We start from the raw sequence: 15,430 nt of genomic DNA, 5'->3' as shown, positions 1-15,430 counted from the left end.
CGGTCACCACGCGAACCGGTTTGGGGTGAAGTCGGCAAAGGCATCGTCGAGGTAGTAGGGCACCTTCACACCGCCGAAGGGGACGACCTCGTCGATGGCCTCCAGGATTTCGTCCGCCAACTCGACGGAGGTCGCCGCAAGCTGTTGCTCCAGTTGCGCAACGGTGCGGGCGCCCAGCACGATCGAACTGACGCCCGGCTGGCGGAGGGTCCAGGCGAGGGACATCTCGGTGAGGCTGTGGCCGGCCTCCCGCGCGATCCGGTCGAGCGCGCCAACCGCCCGGGTCGCCGCATCCGAGAAGTGCTTCGCACCCCACGCCGCATCGTCGGCCTTGAGCCGGTCCTCCCCGGCGCCGTCGCGCAGGTACTTCCCGGTCAGGAGGCCCCCGGCGAGCGGCGACCAGATCGTGAGACCGACGCCGTGGCTGCGGGCGGCGGGCACCAGCTCGCGCTCCACCCGGCGGTCGAGGAGGTGGTAGGGCGTCTGCTCCACCGTCGCGCGGGCGAGGTTGCGCAGGTCGGCGCACCATTGCGCCTCGACCAGTTGCCAGCTCGCGAAGCTCGACGTGCCGATGGCGCGGACCTTCCCGGCGCGCACGAGGTCGTCGAGCGCGCGCAGCGTCTCCTCGATCGGGGTGCCGGGATGGGGGCGATGGATGTAGTAGATGTCGACGTAGTCGGTGCCGAGCCGCCGCAGGCTCGCCTCGCAGCTCTCGACCACCGCCTTGCGGCTGGTGCCGCCGGAATGGGGTAGCTCTGGGTCGAGCGGGACGGAGAACTTGGTGGCGAGCAGCAGGCGCTCCCGATGCGGCGCGATGAGCCGGCCCACGATCTCCTCGCTGCAGCCATTGGTGTAGCAGTTGGCGGTATCGATGACGCGGACACCATGGTCGAGGGCGCAGGCGAAGATGTCGGCGGCCTCCGGTTCCGCCACCTTGCCGCCGAACTCCATGGAGCCGAGCGTGAAGGCGGAGACCTTCAGGCCCGATCGCCCCAGTTGTCGCATCTCCATCCCGACCTCCCCGGTGCTCTCGCGTTTTTCGCGATCTAGGCGCAGTAGGGCGGGCGGGGGACGCTCCAAATCCGAAAGGGAGTTTTCACGGGTGAAATGCGGAGCCGCCGTCCGGCTGCCGCCGGGGTGAGATGGCAACGAGGCGCAGAATCGCGACGCCATCTGACATCGCCGTCTTCCGACGACCGGCACCTGCCGACGGGTGCCGCGACCAGGGCGTCACACATTCAACCCGAGGTGGATCAATTGCGACACGGGCCTGTCGCGTTTGGACATAAAACCGGACCTCCGAAGCGGTGACGCTATGTCACATCACACAGACAACTGAATTTGCGGAGTGATATGCGCCCCGCGGACCAGTCCAGTCACCACCCGGGGGAGCGAACATGTCCGAGAATGCCGACAGCGCAGAGACGGAACGCCCGCCTCTGTTCAACGCCGTCTTCGTCATTTCACTGGTCTGTGTCGCGGGCATCGGCGGATGGGGTCTCGTCGACCCGGATGGGATGACGAATGTCTTCCTCGGCTTCACGAATTACATGCTGACGGGGATCAGCTGGTACTGGCTACTGATCACCACCGGGTTCCTGATCCTAAGCGGCTACCTCGCCTTCGGGCCTTATGGCTCCGTCCGGCTGGGTGCGGATGACGAGCGGCCCGAGTTCTCAACCGGGTCGTGGATCGCGATGCTGTTCGCGGGCGGCATGGGCGCGGGCCTCCTCTTCTGGGGCGTTGCCGAACCGATTTACCATTTCGAAGGACCGCCGGGAATGGAGGGCGGCACGCCGCAGGCCGCGCGGGAGGCGATGGTGATCACCAACCTCCACTGGGGCCTGCATGCCTGGGCCATCTACGGCGTCTGCGCGCTGGTCATCGCCTATTTCACCTTTCGCCGCCGCGACACGTCGGAGATCTCGACCCCCCTCAAGTCGGTCTTCAACGGGCCGGAGGGCAAGCCGATCGGGACGCTGGCGAACGTGCTTGGCGTGCTGGCGGTCGTCTTCGGCCTCGCGGGGTCGCTCACGATGGGTACGCTGCAGGTGCGCGGCGGGTTGAGCGAGGTCTTCGGTCTCGACGCCAATACCACACTGTCGCTGATTATCATGGCGGTGCTCTTCGTCTGCTACATGCTGTCGGCGACGACCGGCGTGGACAAGGGCATCAAGATCCTGTCGAACCTCAACATGCTGATCGCCATCGCCCTTTTGCTCGTGGTGATCGTGTTCGGTCCGTCGCGCTTCATCCTGGAGACCTTCGTCAACTCGATCGGAGAGTACTTCGCACGGCTGCCCGCGATGGCGTTCCGCATGTTCCCCTACGAAGACCTCGTTGGCTGGACCAGCGGCTGGACGCTCACCTATCTGATCTGGTGGCTCGCCTGGGGGCCATTCGTCGGCATCTTCGTCGCGCGGATCAGCCGCGGCCGCACGATCCGGGAGTTCTGCATGGGCGTGATCTTCGTGCCAACGATGTTCTCGATCCTCTGGTTCGCGGCCTTCGGCGGAACCGGCATCTATATCGAGCTCTTCGGCGGCGGCGGGTTGAGCGAGCTGGTCTTCGCGGACGTGACCTCGGCCCTCTTCGCCTTCCTCGACTACTTCCCGGCGGGGGCGCTGCTGGGCGGGATCGCCTGCCTGCTGATCTTCATCTTCCTCGTGACCTCGGCGGACTCGGGCACCTTCGTGCTGTCGATGATGACCACGGACGGGAACCTGAACCCGCCTGTGTTTCACAAGATGGTCTGGGGTGTGCTGATCGCGGTGCTGACCTCCGGCACGCTGCTGACCGGCTCGATCACCGTGGCCAAGGCGATGGCGATCACGGGGGCGCTGCCGTTTTCGGTCATCCTGCTGCTCCAGATCGTCGGCTTCATGCGCGCGATCCGCAGCGAACGGCCCGATCGGACCCGTCCGCGGGAGGCGCGCGGCCATGTCGACAAGATGGCGGCGGAGTGAGCGCGATGAGACTTGCCATAGCCCTCCTCACGCTGCTGGGCCTCACGGCCTGCGACCAGAACTCCGACAGCCTGATCGTCGGCGGCAAGGATTTCAGCGAGAGCTCGATCCTGTCGGAGATGATGGCCGCCCTCGCCGAGGACGCCGGGATCCCCGTGACGCGCCGCACCTTTCTGGGCGACACCATGGTCAACCTGGAGAGCCTGCGCAGTGGCGAGATCGACGTCTATGCGGAGTATAACGGCACGGGTCTCCTCATGCTGGGCCAGCCCGCCATGGCGGACGGCGATGCGGCGATGGAGCGGGTGCGCTCGCTCTACCAGCCGCTGGGAATCGTCTGGGGCAACCGCTTTGGCTTCGCCAACAACTACGGCCTCGCCATGCGGCCCGGACGGGCGGAGGAGCTGGGGGTCACCTCGATCTCCGACCTTGTGGCAGAGGCCGGTGGCCTGACCATCGGGATCGAGGAGAATTTCGAGACCCGCCCCCTCGACGGCTTCGGCCCGATGACGGCGCGCTATGGCATGGAGTTCGGATCGGTGAGCACGGTCTCGTCCGAGGAGCGGCCGACGCTCTACGACGATCTGCTCGCCGGATCGGTGGACGTGATCGAGGTCTTCACCACCGACGGGCAGATCGCAGATCTGGGGCTGGTGCTGCTGGAGGACGATCTGAACTTCTTTCCGGTCTACGAGGCAGCACCGCTCGTCCGATCCGATGCGCTGGTGCGGTTTCCGGAGCTTCAGGGCGCGCTCGACCGGCTGTCGGGCCAGCTCGACGCGCAGATGATGCAGGAGCTCAACAGCCGCGTCGATCAGGACGCGCTCTCCCCGCGGGAGGTCGCGCGGGCGGCGCTGTCGGAGTTGGGTCTGATCGATACCGACGATGCGCTGGAGGTGACGGAGCCGGTCGTCGTCGCCCACTCGCCGCTGATCGGCGCAGATGCGGAGACGGGCACGGCCCTGCGCGCGGTGCGCCAGGCCTATCCCGGCCGCCGCGTGCTGCTGCAGTCCGAGGCAGACCCGCTGGGCGTGGTCGGCACGGGCGGTGCGCCGCTGGCGCTCGCCGCCGCGGTCGAATTCACGGAGCTGGAGGAGGATGGCGACCTCGCCACCCGGCCCTTCGAGGCCTTCGGCGTCGTGGGCCAGTCCTATGTCCACCTGATCGGCCTCGGCGATACCCGCCGGCTCGCCGATGTCGGGACGCTGGCGACGGGGCCGGAGGGCTCGGCCTCCCACCGCACGGGTCAGATCATGACGGCGGTGCTCGACGGGATCACGCTGTCGCCGACGGCCGACGGCGCGCCGGGCGATGCGGATGCGGCACTCGTCGTCGCGCCCATTGGCTCGGCGGTCGTGGAGGATCTGCTGGAGGACGGACGTCTGCTGGCGCTGGAGGGCTGGGACAGCGGCAACACGCTGGTCCGCTTCCCCCAGCTGCGGCAGGCGCGCATACCGGCGGGCAGCTATGACGGTCAGCTCCGCGCGATCGAAACACTATCCTCGCAGCTCGTGCTCGCCGGGCCGATCGTCGTGAATACCGATGCGGTAGGGCCGCAGGGCCCCGGCGCCTCGATCCCGACCGAGGTCGCGGCGCTGCCCGACAACACCGTGCTGGCGATCAACGGCGCGCTCGGCACGCTGATCGGGCTCGACCCCGCGATCCGGGCGGCACCGGCGCTCGCGCCGACGCTCCCGTCGCCGCCCGCGGCGGTCAATCCATCCTCGGCCATCTCGTTCATGACGGCGCTGGTGCTCCTCATGTTCGGCTGGCTCATCTGGCTCTATGCGCGCCCGGAGCGGAGGTAGCACCATGGCGGACAAACTGCTGATCCCGATCGATCTGTCGCACAAGTCGTCCTGGCTCAAGGCGCTGCCGCAGGCCTTCGCGCTGGCCGAGGCGACGGGGGCCGAGGTCACCATCATGACCGTGGTGCCGGAGGTCGTGGGCGGCCTTGACTGGCGCTATTCCATCCGGGGCGAGACCGGCGGATCCGAGGAGTTGAAGGTCGACGACCTGCTACAGGACGCCCGCAAGCGGCTGGAGCAGATCGGCAACGAGCATGCGGCGGACGGCACCGGCTTCGACGTGATCGCCCGCTACGGCACGGTCTACGAGGAGATCCTGAACGTCGCCGACGAACTGCCCGCCGCGCAGATCGTCATGGCCGCGCACCGGCCGTCGCTCGCCGACTACCTGATCGGCCCGAACACGGCGCGCGTCGTGCGGCACGCCAAGTGCTCGGTTCAGGTGGTGCGGGACTGAGCGGGGATATTTAGGCGCGCTGGAGGAGACATCTTCCCGCGAGCCTCATCGCCAGGTTAGAACCTCATCTCAAAGCCGACGCCAACCCCGTAGCCTTCGAATGCGCCGGCTCCGATGCCATCATAGAAGGCATCGACCGCTACCGCTGCATCACCTGTGAAGCTGTAACCGACGCCAAGATCGAGCCGGCCCCGGGCACCGTTGAAAGCGGGATCAATGCTTTGCGCGAAGCCGCTGTTATCCGTGAAGGACTGAATGGCCTCAAAACCTCCCCTCAGCATCAGGTCGCCTTCCAATATGTCGAGCAAGGGCCGTGTTTCGACATCGAAGCCCAGAGCGGCCTGCCCCAGACCGACCCGTTGTGAGGGGATCGGATTGCCGAGCGCATCGACGTAGCTCTCCTGATCCTCACGGGCATAGGAGGCGCGCACAGCGGGTCGCCAAGTGGTGCGCCCACGGTTGACCGCGCCGGAGACCTCGATCTGTGCCAGCAGCCGCTCGGTGTCGAAACTGTCCGTGTACGTCCCGAAGGGAGACACATCGTTCGCGGAGCCGCCGTAGAGCAGCCGGCCCTCTACGAAAAGCGGGTGATCGGGCGCGCGCGCAACAATGTAGGGGCCGATCAGCCAACCGGACCCCTCGACCGTGGCACCACCTTCCGTCTGCTCGATATCATCGAGTTGGAGCATCAGCCCGATGAGCGCGTTCTCGCTCACCTCGCTATGCACGCCGAGAGTGCCGAGGGCGTATTGAGCCTCGCTATCGCCTTCACTGCTCCAACTGCTCGATAGACGCACCCAGAAGTTTTCGCTCGCCACATCGTTGGCCGCAAACTGCAGCAGACCCGCAACCTCGCCGATATCGAAACCCAGCCCGGACTCCGGATCACCGCTGAGGAAAGACCTGAGCTGAGGCTGGTTCGTCAGCAGTTGATTGGTGCGCGACTGCATGAACTGGGCGATCAGGCGCTGAGTTACCTCGACCGTCACATTGCGGATCGAAAGCGTCTCGGAGGCGACGTTGGGATTGCCCCGAAGATCGGCGACCGCGTCTGCCGGTAGCGATATGGTTACGTCTCCCCCGTTTGCCGCGGTCAGCGCGACCGAGTAGAACGCACCGCTTCCGGTGAGCGTCACAAGCGTCGCATTCGAAAGGATGAAATCCTCTGCTGTCAGACCGGTGACCTCCTCGGAAAAGGTGACTGTGACGATCAGGTCGGGACGGCTCGTGATCTCGGTCGTTTCCGTTTCCAGGGCTACGGTCGGGCGGCTCACATCGACCTGAACCGTCACCTCGCCCGAGGCGGTATTGAGGTTGCCGGCTGCATCCGAAAAGACGCCTTCGGCCACTGACAGCGACACAAGCCCGTCCGCCACTGGCGTCAGCGTGGCTGTGTAGTCGGCGCCGGAACCGGTGAGCGTGGCCGTCGCGTTGACAAGGGTCAGATCCTCCAACGCGAAATCCGAACTCGGCTCGGACAGCGTGATCGCAGCCGTCTGCACTCCATTCGCGGGGCCAGCGAGCGGCGCGATGGTCACGGAGGGCGCAATCAGGTCGACGCTGCCGTCCACTACATTCGAGGCGGTGTTGAGGTTGCCGGCCGCATCCGTGAACACCCCGGATGTAATCGTAAGCGACAGCGGTCCGTCGGCCAGCGGCGTGAGCGTCGCGACGTAGTCGACGCCCGATCCGGTCAGCGTGGCGGTCGCATTGACGAGGGTCAGATCCTCGACCGTGAAATCGTCACTGGGCTCCGACAGCGTCATTTCCGCTGTCTGCACCCCGTTGGCCGGTCCGGTAAACGGTGCGATCGCGACGAAGGGCGGGGACAGATCAATGTTCCGCTCGATGGTGTCGGACGCGGTGTTCGGGTTGCCAGCCGCATCGGTGAACACCCCCTCCAACACCGCGACAGATACGGCTCCGTCTGCCAGGGGTGTCAGGGTAACAGTGTAGTCGGTCCCCGAGCCCGCGAGTGTAGCCGTGGCGTTGACGAGGGTCAGATCCTCCACCGTGAAATCGTTACTGGGCTCGGACAGAATGATCGTGGCCGTCTGCACGCCGTTGGCAGGTCCCGTCAGTGCTGAGATGGACACGGAAGGGGCGCTCAGGTCCACCATGGTGGAGATCTGGTTCGAGGCCGGGTTCGGATTGTCGAGCAGGTCCTCCACGCTGTTTGCAGGAACGATGACCGTAACCTCGCCATCTGCATCCGGGATAACGCGCCCATTTACAGCCGCGAGCGCCCCTGGCGTACCCACAGCAATGGTCTCGAACGTGGTAACGAAGCGGCCATTCGTCACCGAGACGTCGCTGGCTTGAAATCCGAAGACCGGCTCTGAAAAGTCGATGGTGATGTTGAATGGTCCTGCCGCCGTCGCAGGATTGCCCGAAAGAGTCACATCCGGGTCGGATACGTCAAACACAAATGAAGCTATGGATGCGGTTGGATTTCCGTTACCGGCCTCATCGAACACGCTGTTTGGCCGAAGCTGCAACGTGACTTCGCCATCTCGTATGGGTTCCACGCTGATCAGGTGGACATCACGAAAGCCCGTCGACGGGACGGGAAGCGTCACAGTTGCACCAGATGCAATGATATCCTCGGCCTGGAAGTCCCGCACGGGTTCGGAGAAGAAGATGCGGGTTATGAGTTCGCGTCTCGCGACATCGGGAATACCATCCGTTCTCTGAAAAAGCGGCTGCCGGTTGTCGATGACGAAGTCCGGTATCGTCAGATCGTCGGAGAAGTCACCCGTCGAACTTCTGAACGTGATCCTGCATCCGGTCACGGTCCGTTCCGTACCCGGCGGCACTGCAGGACCAATGCTGACGGGCCCACGCACATCGACCTGGTTCACGCCTGCGATCGCGGTCCCGGAACTTGGAGAAATATCGCACTCCGGGCCGGCTGAGAAAGTTCCCGGTCGGTCAGAGCGGAATCGAAACGGTCGCGCCGCGTCGACGGTGGTGGGCGAAGGGACCGCTTGGACAATCGAGAGGCCAGACGGCGGCGTTACGACAGCGACACCGCGAACGGTAACCGTCGCCGGATTTTCATCGGGATCGTTGTTGGGTACGTTGATACGAAAGCTAAATGGACCTGTATTGGGAGCCCTGAACTCTACCCGCGCAGCAAGGTCGGACTCGCCTCCCGCAAGAGTTCTGTTTCTGAAGGCGATGGACTCGAAATCGAAATTCGACTCGTTGGATAGAGACGGCGTGCCGCGTGTAAGTCCTAGAATGCCGTCATTTCGCGCATCCAGAACGAACGACTGCACTCGGCCACGTTCCACCGTTCCAATGTCGATCGTTCCGTTGTTGGCGATAACGCTGCCCTGAGACAGGAGAGTGATATCCGGATCGCCGTTGATGGAGACGACGCTGGCCGATGCCTGAGTATTTGACTGGCCTCGTAAAGCGGCATTTGCTCTATAAAATTCACCATCTTGCCCTCTGTAACGAATTTTCATCTCCAGAAGGGATGCGTTTCTCAAATTATCTGCAGTTTCATCCAGAGAAAGATCTGTATTAATCGATATTTGAACATTTTCAACATTACATATATTCTGAAACTGAGATTCGCTCGCAGATAAATCTAATGTAACCTCATCGCTCCCTAAAACTGCAGAAACAGATGTAACAAAATCCAAGCCAATACCCACTCGGATTCTGTATTCCGTAGAAACATCAAAGGGGCCACTGGCCGTTATGGCTCGGGCTGTCAACCTACATTGAAAAAGACCGCCCGTCGCAGGCAAATCAATTGCCGCCGAGTCGTTTCCGCCAAACGCCTGGGTCGGCTGCGTCGGCGCAATCAGGAGCGCGATGGCGATACCGAGATGACATGCAAGCCGGATAAACGCTGCCACCCGATCTCTCATGGCTGATTGCAGCTTCAGAACAGAATGCAAATCGATCATCATCGCCCCACCCGCACCCGATTGGTGCTTTCCAGATCCGAGACGACCGCATCCATGCCTAACGGCATGGCCCCAAAGACCACCTCCTCTTCCTGTCGGGCGACGATCCGGCTTACTGTGTCGGACGCGATTTCACGTCAATTCCACACGACGCCTTAGGCTGATCTTCGCTCTGTCCGCCGCCGCGCCGAGAACGCAGCGCAACCTCGAACAAAGCGGCATTGATCGCGTCCGGTCGCCGCCCCACAGCGAAACCGTTAACAAGCTGTTTATCGTGCGAGTAATCCCCAAATGGGGACTGGCATTACTGTTTGAGCCAGCAACAGAACAACTGCTGCATATAGAAACAGTCAGGATCAGAGGACGTTAACCGATCCCCGTCCAGCGTCTTGCGCCTCTCGATCCACATGAAACCTCGACTGCGAAGGCTCGCGTCCGAACGGCGCCGCAGGAGATGCACCGCCAACATGTCGGCGCGTATCATCACATGGGAGGTGGCAAGCACCCTAAGGCATGCTCCGCCGGCGACGCAGGTAGAAGTCGAGGGAGGCGCGGCCTTCCTCGTCGAGGGAACCATAAAGGGCGTAGCAGGCCTTCGCCTTCATGTAGGAGCGGGCCTGGAGCCGATCGCTCTGCCGTGCCCCGGCCGTCGTGTCCGCTGGGTCGAGCCGGTCGAGCTCGCGCAGTTCTTCGAGCACGTCGGCATAGCGCTCCTGCTGGAAGAGGACCACGGCCTTGGCGAAGCGGAGATCAGCGCCGTCCTCGCCGAGCGCCTCCAGTGCCGCGACGAGTTTTTCGGCCGCGTCGAACTGCAGATGTTGGGCCCGCACGAAGATCGCGAGCATCATGTAGGCCCGCTCTCGGGCCGTGAGGCGCGGCGCGGATCGTGTGCCGCGCCGCCGCCGAGCGGGCCTCCCGCCGCCACTGGCAGGGATCACATCGTGGTCCTTGGGCACGGGTAGGCTCCGGCTGAGGTATCAGGCACCGCGCCAAGCGGCGCGGTGCGATTGGTCACGCGACGTTGCGGACGATGGTCTTCAGCGTGTCGGCCACGGACTTCATGATGTTGGTCCGCAGGTTGGTCACCGCCGACCACGTGTTCATCGCCATCTGCATAGAGTACATCTTCTCCGTGTCGGAGAGGTTGGCGTTCTGCTCGATGGCGCGGATATCGTCCTCGATCTCGGCGATCTGGGTCTGCAGGTATTCCTGCCGCCAGATCAGGTCGAAACCGTCACGCTCGGTGAAGGTGGCGCTGCTGAACTGCGCCGGGCTGCCGGACGCCGTCGTCTCGACGTTACCCGTCAGGCCAAAGTAGCTGTAGGTGCCGGTATCGGTGGAGGCCATGGTCTATCCCTTTCTCAGTGGACGTGTCTTCAGGATCGTCTGAGCGGCCTCGAACGCATCGAGCTGGCGGGCGAGCTTGCCATGCATCTCGGCATCCACCCCCTTCTCCAGCTCACCCCGCAACCGGTCGCGCTGCGCGGTGACCCAGTCGAGCCGTTCGAGCACCTTTTCGCCGGCCCCCTCGCCGTAGAGGTCCTCTTCGAGGCTGCTGAAACCGAACGGAGCGTCGGTCTGCGTGGTCTGGGTCATGCTGTTCTCGTCCATACTCGACAATCCCTTCATCCTCTCGCTACGTCAGATTCCCGCGGCGCGGCGTGACAAACAGTACTCGCGCCTAGTAGGAGCCGGCGCGCATGCTGCCCGCCCAGCGGATCTGCTCGGTCAGGCCGCTCAGCGCATTGCTGTTGCGCACCACCCGCGGGGTGATCATCACCAGGAGTTCACTGCGGTTCTGCGTGTTCGACGTCTGGCGGAACAGACTGCCGACGATGTCCTTCCCCCCTAGAACTGGGCCATTACATTGGCCGCGAGAGGGGGATTGGGCATGGCGAGGAAGCGACATTCAGACGAAGACATCTTGAAGCTGCTGCGTGAGATCGAGCTGAAGCTGACGGCGGGCGATGACGTGGCCACTGCATGCCGCGGCGTCGGGATCAGCGACGCGACATACTACAACTGGCGGAAACGGTTTGGCGGGATGGGCCGGTCGCAGCTGTCGGAGATGAAGAGTTTGGAGAAAGAGAACGCCCGACTGAAGAAGATCGTCGCCGAGCTCGAACTGGACAAGCTCATACTCAAGGAAAGCCTGAACCACCTAAAGCCCAGGGCCTGACCACAGAGGAGCTTCGTCAGGCCGTCCTTCACACACGCCAGAAGCTTGCCACGTCTGAGCGGCGGACCTGCCGGGTGATTGGCCTGGCGCGGAGCTCCCTGCAATATCAGCCAACACAGAGAGACGATGATGCGCTACGGTTGGCTCTGATCCGGTTGGCGAAGCAGTACGGGCGATATGGCTACCGCAAGATCACGGAGCTGCTTCACATGGAAGGCTGGCGGGTCAATCACAAGAAGGTCGAGCGGCTCTGGCGTGAGGAAGGATTGCAGCTTCCGCAGCGGCACAAAAAGCGCAAGCGGCTCTACCACAAGGGCAGCTCGATCATCCGGCTTCGGCCCACGCACCCGAACCATGTTTGGGCAATAGACTTCGTGCATGACAAGCTCAGCAATGGGCGCAGTTACAAGATGCTGACGGTTCTCGACGAGTTCACGCGGCAGGCCTTGGCTGTTGTGGTCCGCTGTCTAGCCCCCTGTGTCTGGGCCACTGATCAGGGGTTTCTCTAATATTGTTTCAGGAACGGGTGGGCGCATGTTGAGTGCCTGATGCGGGCAGGTGTGATTGTACTGCCTGAGCCAGTGATTGATGACGATCTGAGCTTGCTTGGTCGTCGTGAACCACTCCGCATTGAGAACCTCTCGCCGTAATGTCCCATTGAAGCGCTCGTTGTATCCGTTCTCCCAGGGTGATCCTGGGTAGATGCGGATGGGCTTGATCCCAACACGCCGAAGCCAGCCCTGCATCGCCTCTGCTGCGAACTCGGGTCCGTTATCGGACCGGATATACTCCGGGGAACCGTGGCGCAGCAGGAGCGGATAGAGTGCTTCGAGAACTTCGTCGGCACCCATCTTGGTGCGGACCACAACAGCCAAGGCCTGCCGCGTGAACTCGTCGAGAACCGTCAGCATCTTGTAACTGCGCCCATTGCTGAGCTTGTCATGCACGAAGTCTATTGCCCAAACATGGTTCGGGTGCGTGGGCCGAAGCCGGATGATCGAGCTGCCCTTGTGGTAGAGCCGCTTGCGCTTTTTGTGCCGCTGCGGAAGCTGCAATCCTTCCTCACGCCAGAGCCGCTCGACCTTCTTGTGATTGACCCGCCAGCCTTCCATGTGAAGCAGCTCCGTGATCTTGCGGTAGCCATATCGCCCGTACTGCTTCGCCAACCGGATCAGAGCCAACCGTAGCGCATCATCGTCTCTCTGTGTTGGCTGATATTGCAGGGAGCTCCGCGCCAGGCCAATCACCCGGCAGGTCCGCCGCTCAGACGTGGCAAGCTTCTGGCGTGTGTGAAGGACGGCCTGACGAAGCTCCTCTGTGGTCAGGCCCTGGGCTTTAGGTGGTTCAGGCTTTCCTTGAGTATGAGCTTGTCCAGTTCGAGCTCGGCGACGATCTTCTTCAGTCGGGCGTTCTCTTTCTCCAAACTCTTCATCTCCGACAGCTGCGACCGGCCCATCCCGCCAAACCGTTTCCGCCAGTTGTAGTATGTCGCGTCGCTGATCCCGACGCCGCGGCATGCAGTGGCCACGTCATCGCCCGCCGTCAGCTTCAGCTCGATCTCACGCAGCAGCTTCAAGATGTCTTCGTCTGAATGTCGCTTCCTCGCCATGCCCAATCCCCCTCTCGCGGCCAATGTAATGGCCCAGTTCTAGGGGGGAAGGACACCGCACCAAGATGGGTGCCGACGAAGTTCTCGAAGCACTCTATCCGCTCCTGCTGCGCCACGATTCCCCGGAGTATATCCGGTCCGATAACGGACCCGAGTTCGCAGCAGAGGCGATGCAGGGCTGGCTTCGGCGTGTTGGGATCAAGCCCATCCGCATCTACCCAGGATCACCCTGGGAGAACGGATACAACGAGCGCTTCAATGGGACATTACGGCGAGAGGTTCTCAATGCGGAGTGGTTCACGACGACCAAGCAAGCTCAGATCGTCATCAATCACTGGCTCAGGCAGTACAATCACACCCGACCGCATCAGGCACTCAACATGCGCCCACCCGTTCCTGAAACAATATTAGAGAAACCTCTGATCAGTGGCCCAGACACAGGGGGCTAGACACTTGCTGAAAAGCAAGGAGAACGGACATGGCCCACACAGAGCTGGATTTGCGTGAACGACGCGCGATCGAAGACATGCTGAACGCAAAAGTACCTGTGAGCAAGATCGCAACTGAGATCGGCAGGCATCGTTCAACGGTTTATCGCGAGATCAGCCGTAACAGTTTTTGAAACGGCGAGCTGCCGAAATTGAAGGGCTACTACTTTGTGACGTCTCAAAGAATGCGCGCGCCTCCTCGCTCGCCCTAGTCAACGCACAGTTGCTAGGGCAACGGGTACATAGGCAGCATGACGTCTGCGCACCATGCGTCCCTGCCCTCCACATCAGCAAGATCGAGACAACAGGCCTGCTGCCGAGGGGTCGCTGTCACAAGCACCACGCGCGCGCCCCGTACCGCAATATCACTTCCGGTCTGCGTCCAAATGGGATCCTCTTGAGAAACTGTGATCAACGCAGCCCGCCCAAAGCCGACTGAGAAGAATCCAGACGCAGTTTTCAGGGCTGCGACAACGCCTGATGGACCGTCGCCGCATACCAGCGCAAAGGCCTTCGCACCCAGCGCTTGCGCCAAGCTTGATGGCACGCCACTGTTTAATGTATGCGGAAAATCAAGCGGGTTGATGAGATCAGGTTGGCCGCGGCGAGCTCGTGTCAAGAACACCTGAGTGTGATTGACATTCAAATCCGCACCCACCGAGATCACACCTATTTCTTTACCGGCGAGCGAGACTTGCGCCATGGCCTCCCTAGCACCCAACAGCAATGGCACGGTTACATGGCTGCAGCGTTTCCAGCGGCTCAGATCTGCGCGACGTGCCATATCTCGGTAGGCGTCCGATGCGCTAATCGCCTCCAGATCGTGCACCGCCTCATGGATGGACAGATAGACGATCTCACTCATCAGCTTGCCCGATCCAACCGTGCCAGAACCAAAGCTGCATTCAAGCCCCCAAATCCGGAACTCACCGCCAGACCGACCCGTGGCGCTACCAAGTCTTGAGCAGCACCGGTAGCCACAGGCAGCATAAGATTGCGTTCTGACTTCGCCAATGTGGGTGGCACTCGAGCTTCCTGCAAGGCTGACCCCGTGGCAAGTGTGTTGAGTACGCCAGCGCTGCCCATAGTGTGCCCCAACGCAGATTTCATTGAGGCAACGGCCGGAAGCGACTCAGGCCACATGCGTCGGCAGACTTTGGTTTCAACTGCGTCGTTCGCTCGTGTGCCCGTGCCATGCAAATAAACTAGGTCTACGTCTTCGGAACGGAGACCCGCAACTGTCAGCGCATGGCACCAGGCGCGTTCAATGTCATGCCCGTCCGGATCGGGGTCGGTTGGGTGGTATGCATCGCAAGAAACACCAAAGCCAAGCAGAGCTATAACTGTGCAATCCGGTTTAGAACTCGGGTACGCAGATGCCGGGTGCCAAGCGACTTTGATCACCATCCCTGCCTCACCAATGGTCAACCCATCCACCTGCGTCGAGAACGGCCGCGCGCGTTCCGGCGCCAGAGCTTTTGCCGCCCGGAACCCTAGGATCTCAACATCCGCCAAAGTATCGAGCGACACAACGTAGCTCGGCATGCCTTGCGCCCTCGCCGATATGGCCGCGCTGATCAGTGCGGTCATGCCAGAGGAACAGGCGGATTGGATGAGCGTAGGCACCGCAACAGCCTCCAAGTCCGGGCCACGATGCAGCCGCGACATCATCGGTAAAGTCTCCGGCATATCCCGCACGGCGACATCGGCATCGCCGTGATTTGTCGCGAGAAAAACCGTGGAGGCCGGGAGATACGACGGATCCTGCACCACGGCCGCCATATAGGCGCGGTATAGACGCGGGAAGAGGGCAACGTGGGACATTCCCTCCTGATGAGAGGTCCGCCAGTGCGGAACTGCAATCACACTACTGACTGGTACAAGACCCTCCCCTGCGTAAGGCATTAATGCAGCGCTTTGACCCGCGCAAAGCGCCTCCCAACAGGCCGGCCAGTCTTCCCCCAGCGCGGTGTCACATCGCACCACTGTGAGGGACCAAT

General features: G+C 62.4%; 13 protein-coding genes and 3 pseudogenes. 7 read left to right on the top strand and 9 right to left on the bottom strand.

The annotated features are described in order from the left end of the window. Positions 1-3: 3 nt before the first annotated feature. On the bottom strand, positions 4-1,011 hold the full coding sequence (locus I0K15_RS10130) for an aldo/keto reductase (RefSeq protein ID WP_196105304.1): 1,008 nt from the start codon (positions 1,009-1,011) through the stop codon (positions 4-6). 386 nt (positions 1,012-1,397) lie between these two features. Here I0K15_RS10130 and I0K15_RS10125 point away from each other — a divergent pair, with 386 nt between their 5' ends. From I0K15_RS10125 to I0K15_RS10115, 3 genes are read left to right on the top strand one after another with little or no spacing between them, the layout of a single operon-like run. Continuing rightward, positions 1,398-2,966, top strand: coding sequence for a BCCT family transporter (locus I0K15_RS10125; RefSeq protein WP_196105303.1), 1,569 nt, complete (start codon positions 1,398-1,400; stop codon positions 2,964-2,966). 5 nt (positions 2,967-2,971) lie between these two features. Then, positions 2,972-4,774 (top strand): glycine betaine ABC transporter substrate-binding protein, encoded by a 1,803-nt coding sequence (locus I0K15_RS10120; protein WP_196105302.1) that lies wholly within the window; start codon positions 2,972-2,974, stop codon positions 4,772-4,774. A 4-nt stretch (positions 4,775-4,778) separates the two neighbouring features. Beyond that, positions 4,779-5,231, top strand: coding sequence for a universal stress protein (locus I0K15_RS10115; protein ID WP_196105301.1), 453 nt, complete (start codon positions 4,779-4,781; stop codon positions 5,229-5,231). A 56-nt stretch (positions 5,232-5,287) separates the two neighbouring features. Here I0K15_RS10115 and I0K15_RS10110 read toward each other — a convergent pair whose 3' ends face one another. The 5 genes and pseudogenes from I0K15_RS10110 to I0K15_RS21275 all read right to left on the bottom strand — a co-directional run. Beyond that, positions 5,288-9,157, bottom strand: a complete 3,870-nt coding sequence (locus I0K15_RS10110) for an Ig-like domain-containing protein (RefSeq protein ID WP_230374380.1) — start codon at positions 9,155-9,157, stop codon at positions 5,288-5,290. A gap of 503 nt (positions 9,158-9,660) precedes the next feature. Further along, positions 9,661-10,002 carry a hypothetical protein gene (locus tag I0K15_RS10105; protein ID WP_196105299.1) on the bottom strand — a complete coding sequence of 114 codons (342 nt, stop codon included), beginning with the start codon at positions 10,000-10,002 and terminating at the stop codon, positions 9,661-9,663. Positions 10,003-10,165: 163 nt separating this feature from the next. Further along, complete coding sequence (locus I0K15_RS10100) at positions 10,166-10,501, bottom strand: EscF/YscF/HrpA family type III secretion system needle major subunit (RefSeq protein WP_196105298.1); 336 nt, start codon at positions 10,499-10,501, stop codon at positions 10,166-10,168. 3 nt (positions 10,502-10,504) lie between these two features. Continuing rightward, positions 10,505-10,750, bottom strand: coding sequence for an EscE/YscE/SsaE family type III secretion system needle protein co-chaperone (locus I0K15_RS10095; RefSeq protein WP_196105297.1), 246 nt, complete (start codon positions 10,748-10,750; stop codon positions 10,505-10,507). Positions 10,751-10,958: 208 nt separating this feature from the next. Further along, positions 10,959-11,063 (bottom strand): annotated as a pseudogene (locus tag I0K15_RS21275) (hypothetical protein); the annotation flags it as partial. Between the two features lie 15 nt (positions 11,064-11,078). Between I0K15_RS21275 and I0K15_RS10085 the strand changes: the two are divergent. Both I0K15_RS10085 and I0K15_RS10080 read left to right on the top strand, forming a co-directional pair. After that, a complete protein-coding gene (locus I0K15_RS10085) occupies positions 11,079-11,333 on the top strand; it encodes a transposase (RefSeq protein ID WP_196103179.1) in 255 nt (84 codons plus the stop codon). Between the two features lie 74 nt (positions 11,334-11,407). Continuing rightward, complete coding sequence (locus I0K15_RS10080) at positions 11,408-11,842, top strand: IS3 family transposase (protein WP_196105295.1); 435 nt, start codon at positions 11,408-11,410, stop codon at positions 11,840-11,842. Here I0K15_RS10080 and I0K15_RS10075 read toward each other — a convergent pair. Then, positions 11,801-12,942, bottom strand: a protein-coding gene (locus I0K15_RS10075; protein WP_422394002.1) for an IS3 family transposase whose coding sequence is annotated in 2 segments (ribosomal slippage) — positions 11,801-12,679 and positions 12,682-12,942 — 1,140 coding nt in all. Because the reading frame shifts where the segments join, the coding sequence is not laid out codon by codon here. The genes I0K15_RS10080 and I0K15_RS10075 overlap by 42 nt on opposite strands. Before the next feature lie 122 nt (positions 12,943-13,064). Here I0K15_RS10075 and I0K15_RS10065 point away from each other — a divergent pair. Both I0K15_RS10065 and I0K15_RS10060 read left to right on the top strand, forming a co-directional pair. Continuing rightward, positions 13,065-13,391: pseudogene (locus I0K15_RS10065) on the top strand (integrase core domain-containing protein); the annotation flags it as partial. 29 nt (positions 13,392-13,420) lie between these two features. After that, positions 13,421-13,561 (top strand): annotated as a pseudogene (locus I0K15_RS10060) (helix-turn-helix domain-containing protein); the annotation flags it as partial. Positions 13,562-13,656: 95 nt separating this feature from the next. Here I0K15_RS10060 and I0K15_RS10055 read toward each other — a convergent pair. Both I0K15_RS10055 and I0K15_RS10050 read right to left on the bottom strand, forming a co-directional pair. After that, positions 13,657-14,295, bottom strand: coding sequence for a hypothetical protein (locus I0K15_RS10055; protein WP_196105293.1), 639 nt, complete (start codon positions 14,293-14,295; stop codon positions 13,657-13,659). Then, the gene (locus I0K15_RS10050) at positions 14,295-15,254 is read right to left on the bottom strand and encodes a beta-ketoacyl synthase N-terminal-like domain-containing protein (protein WP_196105292.1); all 960 of its coding nucleotides are present in this window, start codon (positions 15,252-15,254) and stop codon (positions 14,295-14,297) included. Before I0K15_RS10050 ends, I0K15_RS10055 begins: the two co-directional genes overlap by 1 nt. Positions 15,255-15,430: the final 176 nt, after the last annotated feature.

Source organism: Pontivivens ytuae (assembly GCF_015679265.1).
Classification (GTDB): Bacteria; Pseudomonadota; Alphaproteobacteria; order Rhodobacterales; family Rhodobacteraceae; genus Pontivivens; species Pontivivens ytuae.
This window is presented reverse-complemented; position numbering and strand designations above follow the sequence as displayed.